19 protein-coding genes are annotated in these 18,239 nt (G+C 63.6%); 2 read left to right on the top strand and 17 right to left on the bottom strand.

Annotated features, from left to right (window positions below; all coding sequences use genetic code 11):
* Positions 1 to 106 precede the first annotated feature (106 nt).
* The gene (locus ACFO5K_RS08270; protein WP_378558327.1) at positions 107 to 1,087 is read right to left on the bottom strand and encodes a GlxA family transcriptional regulator; all 981 of its coding nucleotides are present in this window, start codon (positions 1,085 to 1,087) and stop codon (positions 107 to 109) included.
* 73 nt (positions 1,088 to 1,160) lie between these two features.
* Between ACFO5K_RS08270 and ACFO5K_RS08265 the strand changes: the two genes are divergently transcribed.
* Positions 1,161 to 1,739, top strand: coding sequence for an isochorismatase family protein (locus ACFO5K_RS08265; protein WP_378558324.1), 579 nt, complete (start codon positions 1,161 to 1,163; stop codon positions 1,737 to 1,739).
* Between the two features lie 183 nt (positions 1,740 to 1,922).
* On the opposite strand, the gene ACFO5K_RS08260 is transcribed toward ACFO5K_RS08265, so the two are convergent.
* The 16 genes from ACFO5K_RS08260 to ACFO5K_RS08185 all read right to left on the bottom strand — a co-directional run bounded on the left by ACFO5K_RS08260 (position 1,923) and on the right by ACFO5K_RS08185 (position 17,648).
* A complete protein-coding gene (locus ACFO5K_RS08260) occupies positions 1,923 to 2,291 on the bottom strand; it encodes a hypothetical protein (protein WP_378558321.1) in 369 nt (122 codons plus the stop codon).
* A 37-nt stretch (positions 2,292 to 2,328) separates the two neighbouring features.
* Positions 2,329 to 2,775 (bottom strand): hypothetical protein, encoded by a 447-nt coding sequence (locus ACFO5K_RS08255; protein ID WP_378558318.1) that lies wholly within the window; start codon positions 2,773 to 2,775, stop codon positions 2,329 to 2,331.
* The gene (locus ACFO5K_RS08250; RefSeq protein WP_378558315.1) at positions 2,775 to 4,064 is read right to left on the bottom strand and encodes a hypothetical protein; all 1,290 of its coding nucleotides are present in this window, start codon (positions 4,062 to 4,064) and stop codon (positions 2,775 to 2,777) included. Before ACFO5K_RS08250 ends, ACFO5K_RS08255 begins: the two co-directional genes overlap by 1 nt.
* Positions 4,065 to 4,097: 33 nt before the next feature.
* A complete protein-coding gene (locus ACFO5K_RS08245; RefSeq protein WP_378558312.1) occupies positions 4,098 to 5,141 on the bottom strand; it encodes a hypothetical protein in 1,044 nt (347 codons plus the stop codon).
* A 1-nt stretch (position 5,142) separates the two neighbouring features.
* Entirely contained in the window at positions 5,143 to 6,249 is a 1,107-nt protein-coding gene (locus ACFO5K_RS08240; RefSeq protein WP_378558309.1) for a hypothetical protein, read from the bottom strand.
* A 10-nt stretch (positions 6,250 to 6,259) separates the two neighbouring features.
* Entirely contained in the window at positions 6,260 to 7,300 is a 1,041-nt protein-coding gene (locus tag ACFO5K_RS08235) for a hypothetical protein (RefSeq protein ID WP_378558306.1), read from the bottom strand.
* Positions 7,301 to 7,315: 15 nt separating this feature from the next.
* Positions 7,316 to 8,869: a Gp37-like protein gene (locus ACFO5K_RS08230; RefSeq protein WP_378558303.1), complete on the bottom strand. Its 1,554-nt coding sequence runs from the start codon at positions 8,867 to 8,869 to the stop codon at positions 7,316 to 7,318.
* Positions 8,870 to 8,994: 125 nt separating this feature from the next.
* Complete coding sequence (locus ACFO5K_RS08225) at positions 8,995 to 9,414, bottom strand: hypothetical protein (RefSeq protein ID WP_378558300.1); 420 nt, start codon at positions 9,412 to 9,414, stop codon at positions 8,995 to 8,997.
* Positions 9,415 to 9,450: 36 nt separating this feature from the next.
* On the bottom strand, positions 9,451 to 11,457 hold the full coding sequence (locus tag ACFO5K_RS08220) for a hypothetical protein (protein WP_378558297.1): 2,007 nt from the start codon (positions 11,455 to 11,457) through the stop codon (positions 9,451 to 9,453).
* A gap of 572 nt (positions 11,458 to 12,029) precedes the next feature.
* On the bottom strand, positions 12,030 to 12,923 hold the full coding sequence (locus ACFO5K_RS08215) for a phage tail protein (protein ID WP_378558294.1): 894 nt from the start codon (positions 12,921 to 12,923) through the stop codon (positions 12,030 to 12,032).
* A complete protein-coding gene (locus ACFO5K_RS08210) occupies positions 12,920 to 15,103 on the bottom strand; it encodes a hypothetical protein (RefSeq protein WP_378558291.1) in 2,184 nt (727 codons plus the stop codon). Before ACFO5K_RS08210 ends, ACFO5K_RS08215 begins: the two co-directional genes overlap by 4 nt.
* A 96-nt stretch (positions 15,104 to 15,199) precedes the next feature.
* Positions 15,200 to 15,616, bottom strand: coding sequence for a DUF5361 domain-containing protein (locus ACFO5K_RS08205; protein WP_378558288.1), 417 nt, complete (start codon positions 15,614 to 15,616; stop codon positions 15,200 to 15,202).
* Positions 15,577 to 15,867 (bottom strand): hypothetical protein, encoded by a 291-nt coding sequence (locus ACFO5K_RS08200; RefSeq protein ID WP_378558285.1) that lies wholly within the window; start codon positions 15,865 to 15,867, stop codon positions 15,577 to 15,579. The genes ACFO5K_RS08205 and ACFO5K_RS08200 overlap by 40 nt, the downstream gene beginning before the upstream one ends.
* A gap of 112 nt (positions 15,868 to 15,979) precedes the next feature.
* The gene (locus tag ACFO5K_RS08195) at positions 15,980 to 16,567 is read right to left on the bottom strand and encodes a phage tail tube protein (RefSeq protein ID WP_378558282.1); all 588 of its coding nucleotides are present in this window, start codon (positions 16,565 to 16,567) and stop codon (positions 15,980 to 15,982) included.
* Between the two features lie 73 nt (positions 16,568 to 16,640).
* Entirely contained in the window at positions 16,641 to 17,186 is a 546-nt protein-coding gene (locus tag ACFO5K_RS08190; protein ID WP_378558279.1) for a hypothetical protein, read from the bottom strand.
* Between the two features lie 159 nt (positions 17,187 to 17,345).
* Positions 17,346 to 17,648, bottom strand: a complete 303-nt coding sequence (locus ACFO5K_RS08185; RefSeq protein WP_378558276.1) for a hypothetical protein — start codon at positions 17,646 to 17,648, stop codon at positions 17,346 to 17,348.
* Positions 17,649 to 17,818: 170 nt separating this feature from the next.
* Here ACFO5K_RS08185 and ACFO5K_RS08180 point away from each other — a divergent pair.
* A partial coding sequence (locus tag ACFO5K_RS08180) for a helix-turn-helix domain-containing protein (protein WP_378558273.1) occupies positions 17,819 to 18,239 on the top strand: 421 nt, incomplete at its 3' end.

The raw sequence follows: 18,239 nt of genomic DNA, 5'->3' as shown, positions 1-18,239 counted from the left end.
CGTGGTGGCAGACCCGGTAGGCCACTGCTCCGCAGAACCCAAATCCATTGTCGAAACCCCTTGCCTCTCATGCGCTCGTCGGTATGTCGCCTCGAATCCTAGGCACTCACCCGATCCGAAAGCGGTTGCGGTACTCCGCCGGTGTCGTGTCGAGCTTGCGACGAAACGCGCGTGCGAGGGTGTCGACGGTGTTGAAACCACAAGCGGCGGCGATCCTTTGCAGCGTGTCGTCGGAGGTTTCCAGCCGGTGCCGCGCCACTTCCACCCGCGCCGCTTCCAGATAGGCCGCCGGTGTCATCCCGAGCTCGGCACGGAAGATCCGGGTGAGCTGACGTTCGCTGACATGAGCGTGTTCGGCCAGGTCCGCGACGGTGAGCGGGCTCCCGATCCGGCTGGTGATGTAGTGGCGCAGCTCGTCGATCCGCCGGGTGGTGGACACCGGTTCGAGTGAAACACTGAACTGGCTCTGCCCACTCGGGCGCTTCAGATACATCACCAGCTGCCGGGCCACCCGCAGCGCCAGCTCGTCCCCGAAGTCGTCGGCGACCAACGCCAGCGTGAGATCCAGGCACGCCGTGAGGCCCGCACCGGTCCACACGTTCGCGTCGCGAATATAGATCGGATCGGCATCGACTTCGATCGCCGGATATTCGGCCGCCAGCTGGTGCGCTGTCGACCAGTGGGTGGTGGCCCGCTTCCCGTCCAGCAACCCCGCGGCGGCGAGCACGTGCGCGCCGACGCACACCGAAGCCACCCGGCGAGCCCCGTCGGCGAGCACCCGCACCGCACCGACCACATCGGGATCGGCCAGCGCGCGCACCCGGCGATGCTCGTCGGTCTCGACAGCACCGGGCACCACCACCGTATCGATCCGCCGCCCGGACAACTCACCGAAAGTGACATCGGGCAGGATGCGCACCCCCGCCGATGTGGTGACCGGATCCAGCGACTCGGCCGCCAGCACCACCTGATACCCGGTCGGCTCCGTCATCTCCCGCTGCAACAGCGAGAACACCTCGGGCGGCCCGGTCACATCGAGCAGGTCCACCTGATCGAACAACACGATCACCACAAGCCGATCCGCCATCACAACCTCCATGTCCGAAACTGCAGGTTACATGACATTGCCGACACCCCCGGTCGCCCATACCGTGGAACCCATGACCTCGACAACCCTGCGTGAACTCAACGGATTCGACGAAACCCCCGCCACCCTCGCCGACTCCACCCTGATCCTGGTCGACTACCAGAACACCTATACCCAGGGCGTCATGGAACTCACCGACTGGCAGCCCGCCTTGGCAGCAGCCGCTGAACTACTCGCCATGGCAAGGCAATCCGGCGCTACCGTCATCCACGTCATCAACGACGGCGGCCCGGGAACCCCCTACGACATCAACGCCGAAATCGGCCGCATCCACCCCACCGTAGCCCCCACCCCCGACGAAAAAGTCGTCGTCAAAACCGCCCCGAACTCCTTCGTCGGCACCGACCTCGGCGACCTGGTCGACGCGGCCGGCAACAACTCCCTCGTCATCGCCGGCTTCATGACCCACATGTGCGTCACCTTCACCACCGAAGGCGCTTTCCTCCGCGGCAACAAACCCACCGTCGTAGCCAACGCCTGCGCCACCCGCCCCCTCGGCGAAGTCCCCGCCGCCCAGCTCGACGCCAGCGCCCTGGCCACCATCACCGACCTCTACGCCACCGCCGTACCCACCCCAGCCGACCTCGGCTGACCGGTACGACAAAAGGCCCTCTGGGCGTCTGAATCTTCGTCGCCGGACAGCTATCGATTCAACATGTCGTTCAACGACAAAAAGGCCCGATCCTGGGATCGGGCCTTCTCATCGTTATTCATGAGCAACTCACTCACAGTTGTGACCAGCGACGGTCAGGTCTCGTTCCCGACTGCTGACAGATCAGGCTTGGTTCGGCGGGTAGCCGCTCCCGTACTGGAACAGATCACGATAGACCCAGAAGAATTCCGAGTCATCGGCGAAGAGCGTGGTGGCGCCCGGCAAGCCGGACTCACTCAGCGCGTCGTGCGGCGGCTCATCAGGACTACCGGGTGCCGGGTCGGGCAAGATGCCGCGCCGAACCAGGTAGGTCTCCTCGCCGGCGAGTGCGTTGCTCGGCACCTCCCAGTAAGTGTTGTAGGCATCGGCCGACGAGCTGATCTCACCACCGAGCGCGGTGCGGCGCGCGCCGACCGGCCGAGCTTGCCGGGGCACCTGGATAGTGGTCCACTCGGGGTTGGAATTCACTGGGATACGTACCAGTTCTGACATAGTATGCCGTTCCTTTTCTCTAGAATTGCGTCGGCATTCAGGCCGCGTCCACCGTCAGATACGTTTCCGGGCCGGTTTGCACGATGGCGTCGCGGCTGTAAGGCAGTGAGGTTGTGTTCGTCATCTGCACCCAGATCCGATCACCCTCGCCCAGATCCACCGGGACGTCGGCGAAAGTCAGCAATGCGGTGTTGTTCCCGAAAGATTTGGTCGCCAGCGCCGTACCATTTCGCACGAGGCTCGCCTGTAGGCTGCCCGAGGGTGGATTCCACGTACTCACCAAGGCAATTTGGCAGCGGACGTTAGCTGTCATGGCGTCGGCCAGCACCAGCTCATCGGCGATGATATTCGATTCCTCGTACCCAGCTCGGATGGTCCAACCGGTGACCTTCACATTACTGGCGCCGGCGCTGATCGTCTGAGTACCGCTCTTCTCCATCCCGGCGGGGACGGCCGCCGTGGGCGCGATGATCAGCAGCTGCATCAGACGGTCATCCCTTTCAAGCTCGCCTGGAGTCCGCGACCGGCGGGGTTGTCCGCGGTGGTGACCTGGACTGTCAGCCGGTCACCCATGGCGAACGTCCACGGACCACCGGTCGAGACCACGGTGTCGGTTCCGTGCGAGGAAGCCGGAATCGTCGCCGCGCTGCCGGATAGCACAGCCCCGTTCTTGCGCAGCTCTACAACCAGGTTGCCGGTGCCTGCGGTTTCACCTCGGTAGGTGATCGAGGAAATGCTGATCGCTCGTTCGATCCGCAGACCTTCGGGCATCACGTTCCCGGCACCGACTTTTCGGGTCCCGGTGTGGGATTTGAAGGCGATGTCGTAGACCTGTCCGGCGGCTGTGGGTGTGCGAGCATCCGCCAGTCGCGGGTCCGACGCCGAAGCCGCCGAAATGGCGGTGCGAGCCTCGATTTCGGTGGTCGAGCCCAGCAGCGCATCGGCGATCTGGGTGAGGCCGGTGATCTCGCCTACGGGGTGCGTGTGGGATGTGGGAGTGCGGGCGTCACTCAGGCGCGGATCGTCACCCGCGACGGCAGTGGTGGCACTCGAGCCGATCGTGGGTGGGAAAGTGACGGGCTTTCCACTGATACCCGTCCACTGTGTGGTCCCCGCCGGTCCGCGCACGACCACGCCCGCACCGTCGGGTGTCCAGCCGCTGATCTCATCGAAGCGATAGAGCAACCCATCGGACTTGACGATGTACTGACTCCCGTCGACCGGGCTGGTGGGCAGTTCGGCATAGGTCGCCGCCTGGCCATCGATCTGGATCCCGCGACCACGCTCACCACGAACCACCGCGTTGCCGTTGCCGGCCGGAACCGGCGAGGCGAGGGTGAGGTCGACCAGTCCGGTCGATCCGGTGTCCGGGTTATCCGGGTCCGGGCCGGGCTGGTATTCGCCCACCGTGAAGCTGAACGGCTCCAGCGGAACCCGGTCACCGTCGTAGCTGAGATCGAACGACACCTTCCAGGTCCAGTCACTGGGGTTGGTGGCGTCGTCGGGCGCGACCAAGCGGATTCCGCGCATCCCTCGCCAGGTGAGATAGCCGAATTCGTCGAGCTGGCATTCGTAGTGCTTGGGCAGCTGGACGTAGGTGGCCGGTGCTGGTTCACCGTCGGCCACCAATACTTTCGGCGCGTCAGCGGTGAACATGACCCGGCCGGTCAGCGGCGGGAATTCGGGCAGGTCGCCGATATCGGGTCCGTCGGCGACGTTCGCAAGGAACCGCCCGACGACCTTGCCGTACTTCAGTGGGGATAGGTCAGCCATGAGGTACTGCCTTTCGCAGAGTGAGGATTTCGATCAGACCGGGCGGGCGTAGACGATGATCTGGGCGCCGTGCGGGTTGACGTTGTAGCGACCGCTGCCGTAGGCACGGCGAACGCTGACGTAGAGGGTGATCGTCCGGTTCGCGGGGACAACGCCCAGCGGATTGCCGGGAGCAGTCGGGTGTTCATAGGAGGGCGTAACCATCGCAACGCCGAAACTGGGCGACGGGGAGCCGACTCCCAGACCGACCAGTTCGCCCTCTTTCGGGTCACCGATTCGAACCTCGATGTAACAACCCGTGGTCTGATTCGTCGACTGACTGACAACGCCGACGAGCCCTTCGACCACCGGCTGCCAAGCCATCGGTTGCGCCGGGATGGTGATCGCGGCCAGCATCCGGTGGTCGTCGTCGAGGTTGCTGCCACCGTTGAACTGACCCTGACCGATCCCCCAGGGGCCCATCAGCCGAGGACTGGGGATCGGCGTGAACTTCTGCAGATTCTCGTCCCAGGCCAGCACAAAGTTCTGGCCGAGATTGTGATCGGCGTCGATCAGCACATCAGCCGCGTCCTGAATCCGGCCGGCCTCGCCGGGGTCGCCGGGGTCGCCGACTTCTCCGCGCGGGAAGGTGACCGCGAGATGCTGTTCGGGTGCGTCACCGACGAGTTGCGCGGCTGCTACAGACCCGGTGGGGCCGGCGTCGGCCGACCCGCTCATCCGGCTCGGTGCGCCGCGCGATCCGGACTTGCTGAAAGCGTTGCCGAAGGCGATGAACTCCATGCCGGTCCAGAAGTACACGGCGTTGTCGGCCACTACTCGCCAGGCCTTGTGCGCATCAGCAGTGGTCAAGCCGAGCGCGCGCAGCGCATCGACATCTGCGATATCGCCCTGCCAGTCCCACGGCCAGGCCCGCGGCCCATCCGGTCCCGGCGGACCCGCAGGCCCTTCACGCACCTCGATGACCGCTTCGCGATCGACGAGTTCGACAGGATTGACGGTGTACGGCAGTCCCACCGAGTCCACCACTCCGCGCATCGTGATCATGATGTCGTCGTCGAACACGGGATTCTCGGTCATGTCACAACTCCGTGGGGGCGAGAGACTGCGGTGCTTCGGGAGCCTGGGTGGCGACCGGCTGGGCCCAGCAGATGAGCTGGGCGCGGCCGTGGGAGTAGAGGTAGTCGGCCGAACCCAGGTTTCGGCGCAAGACCACATGTAGTTGCACAGGTTCGCCTGCGGGCACCACACCCACGGAACTGCCCGGGGTGATCGCCGTTCCGAAGAAGCTGTGGATCCGGCTGTAAGCGCCGGCGCCGGCGGTAACGCCCGAGCCGAGTGCCACGATCTGTCCGGTCGCCGACCCCAACCGGACCTCGGTGTCCACTCGGTGCTCGAATGAGGTGTTGAGTGGCCGGGTGAATACCCCGCCGGTAACGAGCGGGCGCCAATCGGCGTCCTGAGCTGGAACGTTCAGCGTTGCGATCGCATAGGAAGAGCTCGAGATCTGTGAAACGGAACTGGCGAAGCCGGCTGTCCCGTCCCATGATCTGGACTCGATTACCGACCAGGGTCCGCGCAGCCCCGGGTACGGGGTCGGCACCCATCGATCGGTGCCTGTGTCCCAAGTGGGCACAGCGCCATCGACGTGGCTGCCGTCCGCGTAGTCAGGAGCGTTCCGCAGCGGCCCCGGACCGCCGGATTCACCTTGCTGCCCTTTGATGCCACGGGGAACCGTGAGGTTCAGCGTGAGGTTCGGGGCAGTGCCGACGATCGTGGCCTGCAGTTGCGAGCCCGGCTCGCCCGTTTCGACGACGCCGAGCGCGATCGTGCACGGGTCGCCGTCCTGGCCGCGGGCGCCGAAAGCTTCAGCGAAGGAATCGAATCCCGCCCCGTTCCAATACATGAGTGTGTCGTTGGACAACACACGCCAGGCCTTTCCCGCCTGTGCCGGCCCGAGGCGGGTCGCGAGGCTCGTCAGCGCGGCCGGGTCGGCGATATCGCCTTCCCAGCGGAATGGCCGACAGCTTTCGCCGACCGGTCCGGCCGGGCCCGCGGGGCCTGTCATCAATTCCAGTGTGCCGTCACTCGGGGTGGCGTGCATCGATTGCACGACACCGCGGTGGCCGAGGCCTTCATCGATTCCACGAATCCTGGCCGATTCGAAATATTCGTTGATGGTGGACATGTCACCTCCTTCAGATCGGGCGCGCGTAGACGACCAGCGACGATCGGCTGTTGTTGAAAATGATCGAACCGGAACCGTTTTGGCTGCGTTCGACCGAAACCACCAGGCTCGCCGGCTGTCCCGCCGCGACGGTGGCATAGGTGGAGGTCGGCGACATGTTCCGCGTCGCCTTCTCCTCGCTGTAGTTCGGCACCAGCGGAAGATAAATCGTTCGTGGGCCGGCAACATGCAAGGTTTCAGCCAGCACCTGCCCCTGTGCGTTGTGCAGGCGCACGATTCCCTGGGCGTAGTTCGAAGCGGTCGCCGCCGCACCGACATACAGGTGGCCGTAGACGATGGGGCGCCAATCGAACGGTTGCGCCGGGATCGTGAACGTCCCGACAGTGAGCCGACCCGCCGTGACCTCTGTCGTTTCGATGAAATCGGATTCGTACCATCCCCACGGGCCGGTGCCCAATGGCGCAGGCACGGCATGAAACTTGCCGCTCGCCCGGTTGTACACGAAAACACCGCCATGTCCGGGCCCAGAAGACTCATCGAAATCCGGAGCGGCGTTGATCGGCCCGGACGCGCCGGGAGGCCCCTTCGGGCCGCGCGGCCCGGCCGGTGCGGTGACAGTGATCCGCTGTTCAGCATCGACCGACTCGATCTGCACTGCCGGAGTCGTGAGATTCTTCTCGTGCCGAGTGGGCATTACCGCCATTGATGTGGTTTCCGCGACCGGCCCCTTTAGACCCACCGCAGCCGGCGAGTGCTGCCACGAGCCACCGGTCCACACATCCATACCGTCATCGTCGAGCCGATGCCACCATTTGCCCCGGTCCTCGGGCCCGAGTCCGGCCGGTCGGCCCGCCGCGCCGGAAAGTTCCCCCATCTTGCGAAATGTGGTCCCCGGACGGCCCGGCCTGCCTTGTTCCCCGGCTGGACCGGAAGGCAGTTCGAGCGCGGCGACATCGTCGGACACAGTGATCTCGGCATCGAGAATCGGGAGTCCGTCGATATCGCTCTCGCGGGCCACGGTGATATGGGCGGGAAAGCTGATGTCCGCCATGAATTCCTCCGTGTATCAGATAATGAGCAGGTCGAGATCGGCGCCGACGTCGGTCGACAGGTCTTTCAGTGCGGAGGAGACACGGCCGAGGCGCTGCCACGCCTTGACCACGGAGTCCTCTTCGTCGGATCCGTCGCCGACGGTGATCTGCCACATCGCCGCGGTTTCGCGGTCATCGGTGAATGTGAGCTCTGTGACGAAATCAGTGAAGACCTTCTCGCCCATGGCGAAGCCGATCTGGTCACCCAGCCCGAAATCGCGGCCGATCAGGTACGGCGCATTGTCTTGGATCGTCACTTTGTGACTGGTGTAACCGCGGGTGAGATGCAGGCCCTGCCGAGCGGCGACGAAGCCGTCGAGAGTGAAGGCCTTGTCGCTACCGGTGATGTAGAGCTCGCGGAAGGCGTACGGACCGGCCTCGCGCACTCGCTCCATGTCCCGGTAAACCATCCAAGCCAGGAAAACATCGTCGAGCTGGCCTCGGTACAGCCAGTCCATCCCGATCAACGACAGCACGGCCTTGATCGCCATCTCGATGCCCGCGTTGACCCAGCCGGGCGAGCGACCGCCGACGATGATGTCGGTGGCGGTCGGCTTGTGCAGCGCCACCTCCGAAGCGCCGATCCCGGAGTATTCGCCTTCGAAGTACCACACCCACGGCAGATTCCGCATGGTGCCGAACTTGCCCGGCGTCCCGTACACCGCTTCGTACTCGGTGGTCGAGTCGAACTTCGGGTACCGCATCGGGGTGGTGCCGTCATCGGCGAATTCCTCGAACCACGAGATGATCCCGTCCAGCAACGAACCGGTCGGCCCGGTGACACCCGACTTGTCCACGGTCTCGAGAACGACGGTCGGTTTGTCGAGGTAGAACCACTCGGGTGCGGGCTGCTCGTCCTCATCGGGCAGGAAGAACCGCGCCGTCAGCATGACGCCCGAATCCTCGAGCATCGGCTGGAAAAGCTTGTCTGCCATGTCGAACCGCGCTGACGCAGCACTCCACCGGCTGGTGTCGGTTCGTGGATCGACCGGCACGACCGCGATCGGGAACGTCGTATTCCCCTGCAACCGCATCAGGTTCATCGTGAGATAAGTCGTCACCAATGTCCGGACCGGGCCGAACAGGATGTGGTGGCGCGGAAACTGGGCCAGCACCGGCGCGAACGGGCTCGCCCAGCAGCAAATGGTCGAGACATGGTTCCAGGCGTGGATCGCCTCGATGTCCACCGTCTCGACACCGTTGTCGTCGCGAACGATCGAGGCCTTGGTGATGTACCCGTCCCACCGAAAACCCCTGGTGTTCACAGTGATCGGCAACGTCGTATCCGCATGACTGCCGAACAGGTGGTCGAAGTGCACCATGTCGCGCGGGCAGATCATCTTCAGCCCGCCGGCGGCGTTGCGCGGAAAGCTCACCTGCAACGACAGGTAACTCCGCTCCTCCCCCACCTCCTGCATGTCCTTGTCCCAGTACCGGACCAGAACCTCTTGATCCCGAGCATCGTCCTGCTCCACCCGAAACATCTCATCCATCCGCCGCGATTCCGCGTGCGGGTCCCAATCACCCATCCTCCACCACCTTTCACTTGATTTTGGGTACAAAAAACCCAACCCAACCCGAATCGGGTTGGGTTGGGTTCACTGGACTGCGAGTAATCAGATCCCCACAGTCAACACATCACCAGAAGCAGCAGTCAATTCGGATAGAAGTCGTGACATTCGAATCCCGTCATGCCGAGTTCGCCGAACGGTCGAATAATTCTGGACAAATACCAGCTAAAGTCGGTGAATTCCGTGGACTCGATCGTCGCACGATCATTCGGCAGTATAAAATACACTACCGTCGAATCTCCTGGGATGAGGAGCGCTCCGCCGAACGACGAGCCGTCGAAATATATGTCGACTCCTACTGTATTCCCAGCTTCGGCGCGCATCTGGAGAGCACTGACGACCTCATCAATGTCACTCGCGGGTCGAGTTTCCCAGTCGAAATCATCGGTCAAATGAAACCTGATAGAATCATTCGCGACGAGCGACGCCCCAGACTTCAGGAGAGACTGGACCAATTCAACCGCGACTACGGTGCTCCCAAAATGCAGGTCCATGTCGATCATTCGTCCCATAGTTTTGCCTTCATTTCGATAGATTCCTTACTCGACACCGACGCCCTCCTCGTAACGGATGTCCTTCTTGTCCAACCAATTCTTTACTTCCGCCGGGATTGGACGTTCCGAGATTACCCTGAACTCTACGCCCGCGTCTAGCGCAATCTTTCGCTGCTCCCCAACTTGGTTCTTAAATTTTACTATATGCGCCGGACGTTCCCAGAACGCACCTGCTTTTGCTTCATACCAAACCTCCACGCCGCTATCGTCAACGAAACGTCCGTCGAATGTTCGCTTACCTACCTTGAATTCTCCAGTACCGCCGAGTGCGCCTACAATTCTTTGTTCATAGATGAACCCTGAGTCAGACCGGTCGGTTCGGCCGACCGATTTCGGATGATCAGGCTGCGGAGTCCCGCCCTCGGCAGAAGGAGCCCTAGGCACAGTTGGACCGATCGGTCCTCGGGGCGGACTCGGGATAGTGCCTTCAGATCGACCTCCAGGTTCAGATCCGCGAGAATCGCTGTAGGCACCATCGTGAGATGCCCGCGGGTTGATCTGGCCCGCCGGAATGCGATCCCCTGCTGCAGCAGCGCCACGTCCGTCGATTCCAGCCATGGCTGTCGCCGGCAGCCTCGCTTCGAGCATGACGAACTGTTCGACGTCAGCGACGAAGTTCTTCGCCTCGTGGGCGATCATGCTCTCGTTGGCGAGGATCTGATTCAGTGGCAACGCGACGCCGTTGACCGCGGCAGGCGTTGGGATGAAGTCGTCAGCCACCTGCATTGGCCGACGTACCGCAGCCTCGGGGAGACCTTGAACTGTCGTATAGAGTCCTGGTGCTCTCGCCTGTCCAGGCGCCGCAGCGCTTGATAAGGGGGCTGAAGCTTTATCGCCAGCATTAACACCCGGGGATGGCGCCAGACTGCGATCGAGCACAAACTTCTGGCGGTAGTCGAGCGCAGAGTTCACGACACGGGCGTCTTGGAGCGCTTGCCCCGCCCGGACAGCGTCGACCACATTATCTGTCGTGGTCAGCACATTCCAGAATTCGGGAGAAAGTCGGCGGATAGTTCCTTTCGCTGCTATACCGGTCAGGGGGCCGACGCCCGGAACGATGCCAACGACATTCATCCCGAGTTCCGCAGCGGCCCAAGCAATATCGGCGCCACTGTGGTCACCTCGGTCATGTGCTGCCTCCCACAACACAAGAGCGGGACCATAGGTAATCGCGGCAAGAAGGTCGTTGGTACCTTGCCTGATGTCATTAGCGGTGATGTCGACCCGGTTGGCTTCGATCTGTTGTTGGCGGAGCTCGCCGGAGCTGAACAGCGGCGGTGCCTGATATCGGGCCGGACTCGTCGGGTCAGTAGCGATAGCGACGTCGAGTTTGTTGTCGACCCATGCCTGGATCCGCGGATCGGACCAAGGAATCCCAGCTTCGTTCAAACGGGCTCGTGCGTCGAACTGGTCTCGTCCTTCTACCTCGGTGCGCGGTTCGTGGTGAGCCCACTGGAGGTCGTTGAACTGCTCGATCGGGGTATACATCGCCGAGTTCAGGCGGGTCCTCGCCACAACATATGCGAGACCGGCTTCCGCGCTGCTCAGTCCGGTCTCACCTGCGGCGACCGTTTCCAAGTCCGATCTGAGTTGTTCGGCTGTGTAGCCGCGGCCTGTCCGGAAGATGGTGTCGGGAGTAGTGATTGAGCTGGGCAGTGGTGACGCATCGGGAACTTGCAGCGGAACTGAGCAGGTGCCTGCTACCTCGAGTTCGAGTGGGGTGCCGATAACCGATGTCCCCACAACAGTCGGCCCACCTGGGACGTCAATTTGTGTGGCGGTAATGGCGACGCCGTTTGTTTCTTGCGACACCTGACGGATGCCGGATCCCTGGGGAAGGGTTAGTGCTGCGACGACGGCAAGAGAAGTACTCGGAGCGGTAACCAGCCGGGACGGCATTTCCGCGTGGGATTTCCCACCTGGCAGCAGACCCAAGTCTTGCAGCGGAATGCTCGACGGGTCGTCGTCGGTTTGGGCGGGTGAGTCGGGCATCGGGCCCGATGACGCCGGGGCAGCCGTTGGGGCAGGTGAATGTGTCGAAGGCGGGGGTGTAGGGGTCGGGGCAGCGCCCGGCGGAACATCGGCGGGTGCTTCCTGCGCAGCGGCTGGAAGAGGAGTTGTGCCGGATGGTGCAGGTTCATCCAGCAGATCCGTTGGAATGCCCGTGCCCGGCGAGAGGATGGCATAGTTCCCCGATATGCCCGGGAGCGTCGGGAGATCCGGGTCATTCAGTTGATCGTTGATTACCTGAGCTGCCGGAATCCGGCCTCGTCCGCTGCCTTGTAGCTCACGTGAACGAAGTATTCGGTCGTACGCCCGAGCAGCCGAAGCGCCCGTCAATCCGCTCCGATTGTGCACGCGAGAGGCTCGGGACGCTTCTGGCTCAGACGCGGCACCCCTCGGAGTCAACGAGGCCATCCACTGCTGAAATCCATCGGGGCCGTGCGTAATTGATGGTGTCGGTACCACCACGGCGATACCTCCTTCGGAACGAGAGAGAGCCCAACCCCCGCACAGGGGTTGGGCTCTCTCTCTCTCGATTGATGTTCAGTTGACGGGCAAGATCAGAACGGCCGCGATGACCTCGGTGTCAGCGCGCCGATAATGCTCGACTCGGTGGTCCCGTCATCGACCTTCACCACAATGTCGGTGCTGGTCCACGGATCCAGCGAAGCCAACCAGCGGCGGCCGGCCAGCTGACCCCACACATTGACGCCCTCGGAGTCGTTGTCGGAGTACAACCAGGCGGTGCGGTGCCGTGGATGGGTGTCGATGCGTAGGGTCTGGCCTTCGCTCAAGCGCGGGGTCTGCACCATTCGGGGCAGTTCGCCGCCGACCGGATCGAGGATCGACCATCGCCCCGGGCCGTTCATGGTGTAGCGCGGCCAGGCCGGCTGGTCAGCGGCGTTGCGCAGACGCAGCGTGCCTTCACCTGCACCGGAATTGTTCGTCCACACCATCGTTTCGTCGAAGTGACGCTCGAGCGGGTCCATCGCTGTCGCCGAGATCTTGTACATGGCGAAGCCATTGCGTGCCGGGTCGATGTCGCCCGAGGGTTCCGGGGCGCCGTCGAGCTGGAACTGCTGGAACCGCCAACCTTGGTGCCGGGTGAAGTAGCCGACCGTCACCGGTTTGTCGGTGGACCAGCCGCGGAACCAGGCGTCGTGCACGGCAAGGAATTCGCGGACCTGGTTGGTTTCGCGGGCGCCGTTTGCGGTGGAGATGATGGCGAGGAAGTCCCACTCCTTCTTCCACCGGACCGACCGAGTGAAAGTGGCACCGTCCTGGCGGGCGCCCTCGGTGGTGAGCAACTGCACCGGCGCGAACATGAATCCTGTTTGGGCCGAGAGCCTTACGCCTTCCCGACCCGCGTTCGCGCCCGCCAGGTGCCAGACCCGGCCGTTGACGTCCCACACCACGATCTTGGTGTCTTGACTGTTGAGCAACTGACTGGTCATCGCCCGAGCCCTCCTCCGCGTTGTTGCGCAAACGATTGACGGCGTTGGACGCGGGCGATGGACATCGCGACGCTCTTGGGGTCCATGCCGTTGAAGTTGAAGATGTCGCCGCGGGCGGTGTGCCCGCCGACGCCCTCGGCCAGGTCGGTGAGTCCGAACCCGGTGCCGACGAGCTCCTTGGCGGTACTGGCCACCCATTCGACGGGTTTGGCGATCAGGTCGACAGCTTTGCCACCGACCACTGATCCCGCGAGGGAGCCGAGCACGCTACCGACCGCCGCCCCGGCTGGGCCCGCGATCGCGGTCCCCAGGCTGGCGCCGAGGAAACCACCGACTTGGCCGGCCGCATCCTGGGCCAAGCTCTTCGCCGCCCCGGTAACGCCCTTGACCAGGCCACCGGATGAGGAGCCGGACAGGAATCCTTGGATGCCCGCCGTGATGTTCGACTGTTCGCTGAAGTCGAAGGCCTGCTGCTGTTCGAAGGGAACGAAGTAGTTTCCGTCGACGTCGATCCCGAGCTGCTCAACGAGCGGACTGTCGACCCCGAGAGCCTCGTTGACCGACGGCAAGCCCAACGCACCCGCCAGAGCACCGACCTGTGAGCCGACATCGCGGATCGCCGGGATGCCGGTCACGCCGAGCGATTCGGCGAAGTCGACCGCCATGCGGCCGCCGACGATAGATCCCCGATCGATGTAGTCGGCGCCACGGTAGGTGGTCAGCCAGTTCTTCTCCGCCAGGTTCTTGGCGGTCGGGGTCTCACTGTGGCTGGGTGTGCGCGGCGTGGTGGCCGGATTGAGCTCCTGTGCGGAAGTTCCACCGCCGGTCGGGTACCTGACGGCCGTGCCGCCGCCGGATGGTCCACCGGTGACCGTCACATTGTTGGTCCCGCCGGATGATCCACCGTCACCCCAGTTGGTCACCGATGTCGGTGACTCGCTGCCGCGGGTGAACGGACCGCCTGTGCCGGCGCGAACGCCGCCTTCCGACAGTTCCGAGGTTCCCGGGGACGTCGGCGCGACCTTGGTCTTCAACGACATCGACGCCGCGAACCCACCACCGAACCGTGATCCGATCGACTCACCGAGCGACTCGCCGATCTCCGGCGCCAGCTGCCCGGCCGGTCCCAGTGCCGGCGCGATCGCCTGACCCAGCGCCAGACCCACCCGTCCGCCGGCTTCCGTCGCCGAGGACATGATCCCCGCCGTGAGCGCCTCCGACAGCGACGCCAACGGTGGGGCCGAACCAGTGCCCGCTGGCGTGGGCTGCTCCGCGTAGGCCGGCGCCACATTCATGACGCCCTGCGGTTGTACATTCAGTTCCGCCGACAGCGGCGGCGCGGCGCTGATTCCCGGCGTGTCCCGTTGGCTCAGATCGACTTTCATCGGGTCCGTAGTGCGCCGGGAGACGGATCCACCCTGCCCGAACACTGGCGCCAACGCGCCGCCGAGCGCGGCACCGACAGCACCCGCAGCGTCGAGCGCGGCACCGCCCACGCCGCCGAGCACATCAGCGATCAGGCCGGTTCCGAGCAGATCACGCCAACGCTGCGGATCGCTCATCGAGTTGTCACCGACCAGCCCGCCCGCGGCGAACCCCGGCAACATTCCCGCCAGGTAACCGGCCGAGGGGACCCAACCGGCATTGATCGCTTCGAGTAGCGGTAGCGAGTTGGAGGTCGCGGCCGCGTTCACCACGAACTCACCGTTCGACAACCGCGCCAGCACCGAGTCACTGCTGCCGGTGCCGGGGCCTCGAACGGAGCCGCCGCCGGCATAACCCACAGGGCTGTCCACGTTTTCGAGCGTGACGTTGTCTACGCCGGATCCGGCTTTCGCCGGGTTGAGCAGCGTTGTCTTCGAGGAGAATTTGATCAGACGAGTCTTGGTGTCGGTCTCGTCGCCGTCGGGACAGAGCAGATCCACGGCCTGCCCCGCCACCCGTTCGGCGATGGCGCCCGGCTGTGTGCCGAGCACATCGGAGAGCACACTGTCGAGCACACCGAGCACACCGGTACCGATCAGGGCGTTCGGCGGCACGCGGCCGTCCTCGCCCAGCACGACCGGGGCATCGTCAGCCAGGGTGATCGTCGCAGTACCCGAACCGGAGCCGCCCTCCCAGACGGCTCCGCTCGGCAGAGTGATCCGCTTTCCCGGAGCCGGTTGGCCGCTGGTGGTCATCGCAAGAACGTCCGGCAATGTCATCGCCGTTGGGCGCTTCTTCTTCACAATTGGTATCCACTTTCTGCGTTCGACCGCTCCGGCGCTGCTCACCACCTACTCGTGCCAGCCGAGGAACTCGTTCATCTGATCGAGTTGCGTTGCGGTTCCGACACGTTCGCGATCGGACTTCAGACCGGGCCGGGCGATCGGCTCCGGGCGATTACGCCCGCGGCGACCGTCGTCGGTGCGTGCCCACATCAACCAGTGCAGGCTGTCGGCAACATCTGCCAGCAGGTGTTCAGCCGTTTGCCATCGACTGGCTTCCGGATACATCACCCGCAGCAATGCCGACTCCATCGGCAGGTGCTTCACGATGGCACGCAGATCGGTCCACCCGAGGGCATCGGTACCGAGCATCCGCAGCCGGAGGCCGAGGGCTATCAGGTCGTATTCGATTGCCTCGCCATGCTCCTCGAGAAGAGCATCGAGGCCTAGGATTCCCCCAGGCTCAGCCCCGAATGCGCGCGCCACGCCTCGAGCAGCTGGTGATAGGAGTCGGGGTCCATCTCGTCGAGGACCGCGAGCGCCTCGGGCGCCAAGCTCAGCTCGAGCAGGGTGTACATCGCGTCGACATCGCCGAGGCGACGGATTCGGCGAACGAGACCGGGCTTGAGGTAGGACAGCGAGGGCAGCACGATGGCGACGCCGTCGACGGTGTAGGTGAAGTCGTCCTTGACGGTGCGCGGCTGCGCGAGCTTGGTGGTGGCAGCAGGAGAAGTCATGGGTAGCAGACCCTTTCGTATTCGTTCGAATGATTTGGGCGATAGGAAGGGCCCAACGGCGGCGGGCGGGCCTGCGCATAGGTGTATTACCCGCCGCCGTTGGGGGCTTTAATCAGGCAGTCTTGAGACCGTCATCGAGGTAGCGGTACGCCTTGATGCCCGAATCATCCTTGAATGCCTCGACATTGATCGTGAAGCCGGCCAGTTCGTTGGACACGAACTTCTTCTCGGTGATCGAGGAGATCTTGGCGTTGGGCAGCACGATGCGGAGCTTCTTGTCCTCGGTCTTCATGTCGAAGACCCACGAACGACGCGGCAGAACCATGCCGGTTTCGCGGACCTCGATCAGCTTGCCCGAAGAAGAGGTGGCCGCAGTGGCGGTCACATTGTTCTCACCGAAGATCTCGGCGAGCACGTCCTGGTCCCACACCGCGTACAGGGTGAGGCCGAAGCGCACCGAGTGCTCGGTCTGGAGCTGGGCGATGATGTCGGCGTTCCAGTCCTTGACCGTCTCGACCTTGCGCTCACCGAGCGACTCGATGCCGTCCTCGGAGACATAGCCCAGCGCCTTGAACGCGGGATCGATGGTGCCGGCCGCGGTGGTCGGCAGCGTGGTGGTGAGCGGCGCCACCAGGACACCGCCGGAAACGGCCAGATCCGGGGTGCCGGCGCCGATGAAATTACTGGAAGGCAGAGCCATTGTTGTTATCTCCCTTGGGATTGTTGCGCAGGCCCTCGGGATTGGTACTTCGGTTCGACTCCGGGGTTCGGAGTCAGGCGAGGACGGTGCCCCGCACAATCAGGTCGGTGACAATCGTGTACCGCGGGGCGGCAGTCACCGGATCGGTGTCGTTCTCCATACCGGCATCCTCGACCTGGTCGCACCACACGGTGCCCAGGTAACCGGGAGCGGCTGCACTCAGGATCGAACGCACGAGCGCGGCGAGTGTTGCCGCCGCGCCGGCGTCATCGGTGCATTCGAGAACTACGCGAGGACGGTCGATGATCAGCTGAGCGCTACGGCGCTTCTCCTGGCCATCGACATCAACTCGGGCTCTTCGGTCGTCTCTGGTTACTCGCACCATGCGGGTCGGTCGCGGGTCGGGGACCATCGTGACCACAGTTGCGGTATCGGAGACTGCGGCGAGTTGCACCGCTAGATATTCGACCAAAGTTTGTTCGATATCAGGGAACAGTATCTTTTCATTCATGTCAAGTCCTTGCACAGAATATTGTTGCGACCAACATTTGGGCATGAAAAATCCCGACTGGCCAACCAGTCGGGACAGCGTTGCGTCGACGGTATATACCTTGGCCACAACTTCTTGTCGCCTACGGGAAAAGGCTAGGCAACTCTGAGGCGGTTAGAACCCGTATGCAATTAGCCACTCCGTCTGGAACTGCTCCGGCGTGTCCTACCCATTCCCGCACCTATCAACTGCGCGTCGAAATACACGGCAGTCCATGTTGACGGCACCCTAAGAGCCAAATGCGGTGTCAGGGTTGGGGCGAATACGAAGAGTAGGATCGGTTGCTACTTCTGCCGATGGCGCCGAGGAGAGTTCACCAGTCTCCTTACTGACCAGTGTCACATCGCCAGCGATAGCATAGCCGAAGTCACCATCCACAAGATATTCGCGAGCACCCACGTTGACAACATAGAACATATCGTTCGCGACAATGTTTCTGTCATCAATCATAAACGTCCCAAGCTTCAAATTTGACTTGAGTGCATCACGAGCGATCAAAACCGCCTTTTCGAAACCTATCACCACATCCATACCCTTGCTGCATGCCGCTTCCTCCGGATTGTCAAACTGATCGCGCGCTAGGTGTTGTGGGTCTTGACGTTGGTGACGCCGGGCATGGGGTGAGCTGAAGGGGCGGTTCTTTCGGCGGCAGGATGTGAAGCGCCAACTCACACATCCGCCACGCGACCGAAAGAACCGCCGTGCCTCACCGTAATGCCCCTTTGACCCTCGAGGGCCGTCACCGGCTCGTTGCCCGCTGCCGGACCCGCCCGATCGCCCACGTCGCCGCCGAGATGGGCGTCTCCCGCCAATGTGCGTCGAAGTGGGTCAACCGATTCCGCCAACACGGCGAGCTCGGCTCCTCGACCGGTGGCAGCGCCCCGCATCAGTCACCGTCAGCCACGCCAGTACAGGTCATCACCCGCATCGAACTGTGGCGCCGGACCAAGAAGTGGTCTGCTCGCCGGATTTCACTCGAGCTGGCAGCCGAAGGCACCCGGATCTCGGCGCGGACAGCGGGCCGGCACCTGGTCCGGCTCGGGCTGAACCGGCGCCGGTTCCTGGACCCCAACGGTGAACCCAACCGCACCCCGCGCCGGATCATCGCTCGCCGACCAGGAC

Source organism: Nocardia halotolerans, assembly GCF_042650145.1.
Taxonomy (GTDB): domain Bacteria; phylum Actinomycetota; class Actinomycetes; order Mycobacteriales; family Mycobacteriaceae; genus Nocardia; species Nocardia halotolerans.
Note: the sequence above shows the minus strand (reverse complement) of the source record. Positions and strands in the feature narration are given on the sequence as shown.

Bases quoted from the DNA above. Each gene is read 5' to 3' on its own strand.
- ACFO5K_RS08265 (WP_378558324.1), top strand. From the start codon at position 1,161: ATGACCTCGACAACCCTGCGTGAACTCAACGGATTCGACGAAACCCCC.
- ACFO5K_RS08260 (WP_378558321.1), bottom strand. From the start codon at position 2,291: ATGTCAGAACTGGTACGTATCCCAGTGAATTCCAACCCCGAGTGGACC.
- ACFO5K_RS08245 (WP_378558312.1), bottom strand. From the start codon at position 5,141: ATGACCGAGAATCCCGTGTTCGACGACGACATCATGATCACGATGCGC.
- ACFO5K_RS08220 (WP_378558297.1), bottom strand. From the start codon at position 11,457: ATGCCCGACTCACCCGCCCAAACCGACGACGACCCGTCGAGCATTCCG.
- ACFO5K_RS08255 (WP_378558318.1), bottom strand. From the start codon at position 2,775: ATGCAGCTGCTGATCATCGCGCCCACGGCGGCCGTCCCCGCCGGGATG.
- ACFO5K_RS08225 (WP_378558300.1), bottom strand. From the start codon at position 9,414: ATGATCGACATGGACCTGCATTTTGGGAGCACCGTAGTCGCGGTTGAA.
- ACFO5K_RS08235 (WP_378558306.1), bottom strand. From the start codon at position 7,300: ATGGCGGACATCAGCTTTCCCGCCCATATCACCGTGGCCCGCGAGAGC.
- ACFO5K_RS08240 (WP_378558309.1), bottom strand. From the start codon at position 6,249: ATGTCCACCATCAACGAATATTTCGAATCGGCCAGGATTCGTGGAATC.
- ACFO5K_RS08210 (WP_378558291.1), bottom strand. From the start codon at position 15,103: ATGACCACCAGCGGCCAACCGGCTCCGGGAAAGCGGATCACTCTGCCG.
- ACFO5K_RS08230 (WP_378558303.1), bottom strand. From the start codon at position 8,869: ATGGGTGATTGGGACCCGCACGCGGAATCGCGGCGGATGGATGAGATG.
- ACFO5K_RS08270 (WP_378558327.1), bottom strand. From the start codon at position 1,087: ATGGCGGATCGGCTTGTGGTGATCGTGTTGTTCGATCAGGTGGACCTG.
- ACFO5K_RS08200 (WP_378558285.1), bottom strand. From the start codon at position 15,867: ATGACTTCTCCTGCTGCCACCACCAAGCTCGCGCAGCCGCGCACCGTC.
- ACFO5K_RS08250 (WP_378558315.1), bottom strand. From the start codon at position 4,064: ATGGCTGACCTATCCCCACTGAAGTACGGCAAGGTCGTCGGGCGGTTC.
- ACFO5K_RS08195 (WP_378558282.1), bottom strand. From the start codon at position 16,567: ATGGCTCTGCCTTCCAGTAATTTCATCGGCGCCGGCACCCCGGATCTG.
- ACFO5K_RS08185 (WP_378558276.1), bottom strand. From the start codon at position 17,648: ATGGATGTGGTGATAGGTTTCGAAAAGGCGGTTTTGATCGCTCGTGAT.
- ACFO5K_RS08215 (WP_378558294.1), bottom strand. From the start codon at position 12,923: ATGACCAGTCAGTTGCTCAACAGTCAAGACACCAAGATCGTGGTGTGG.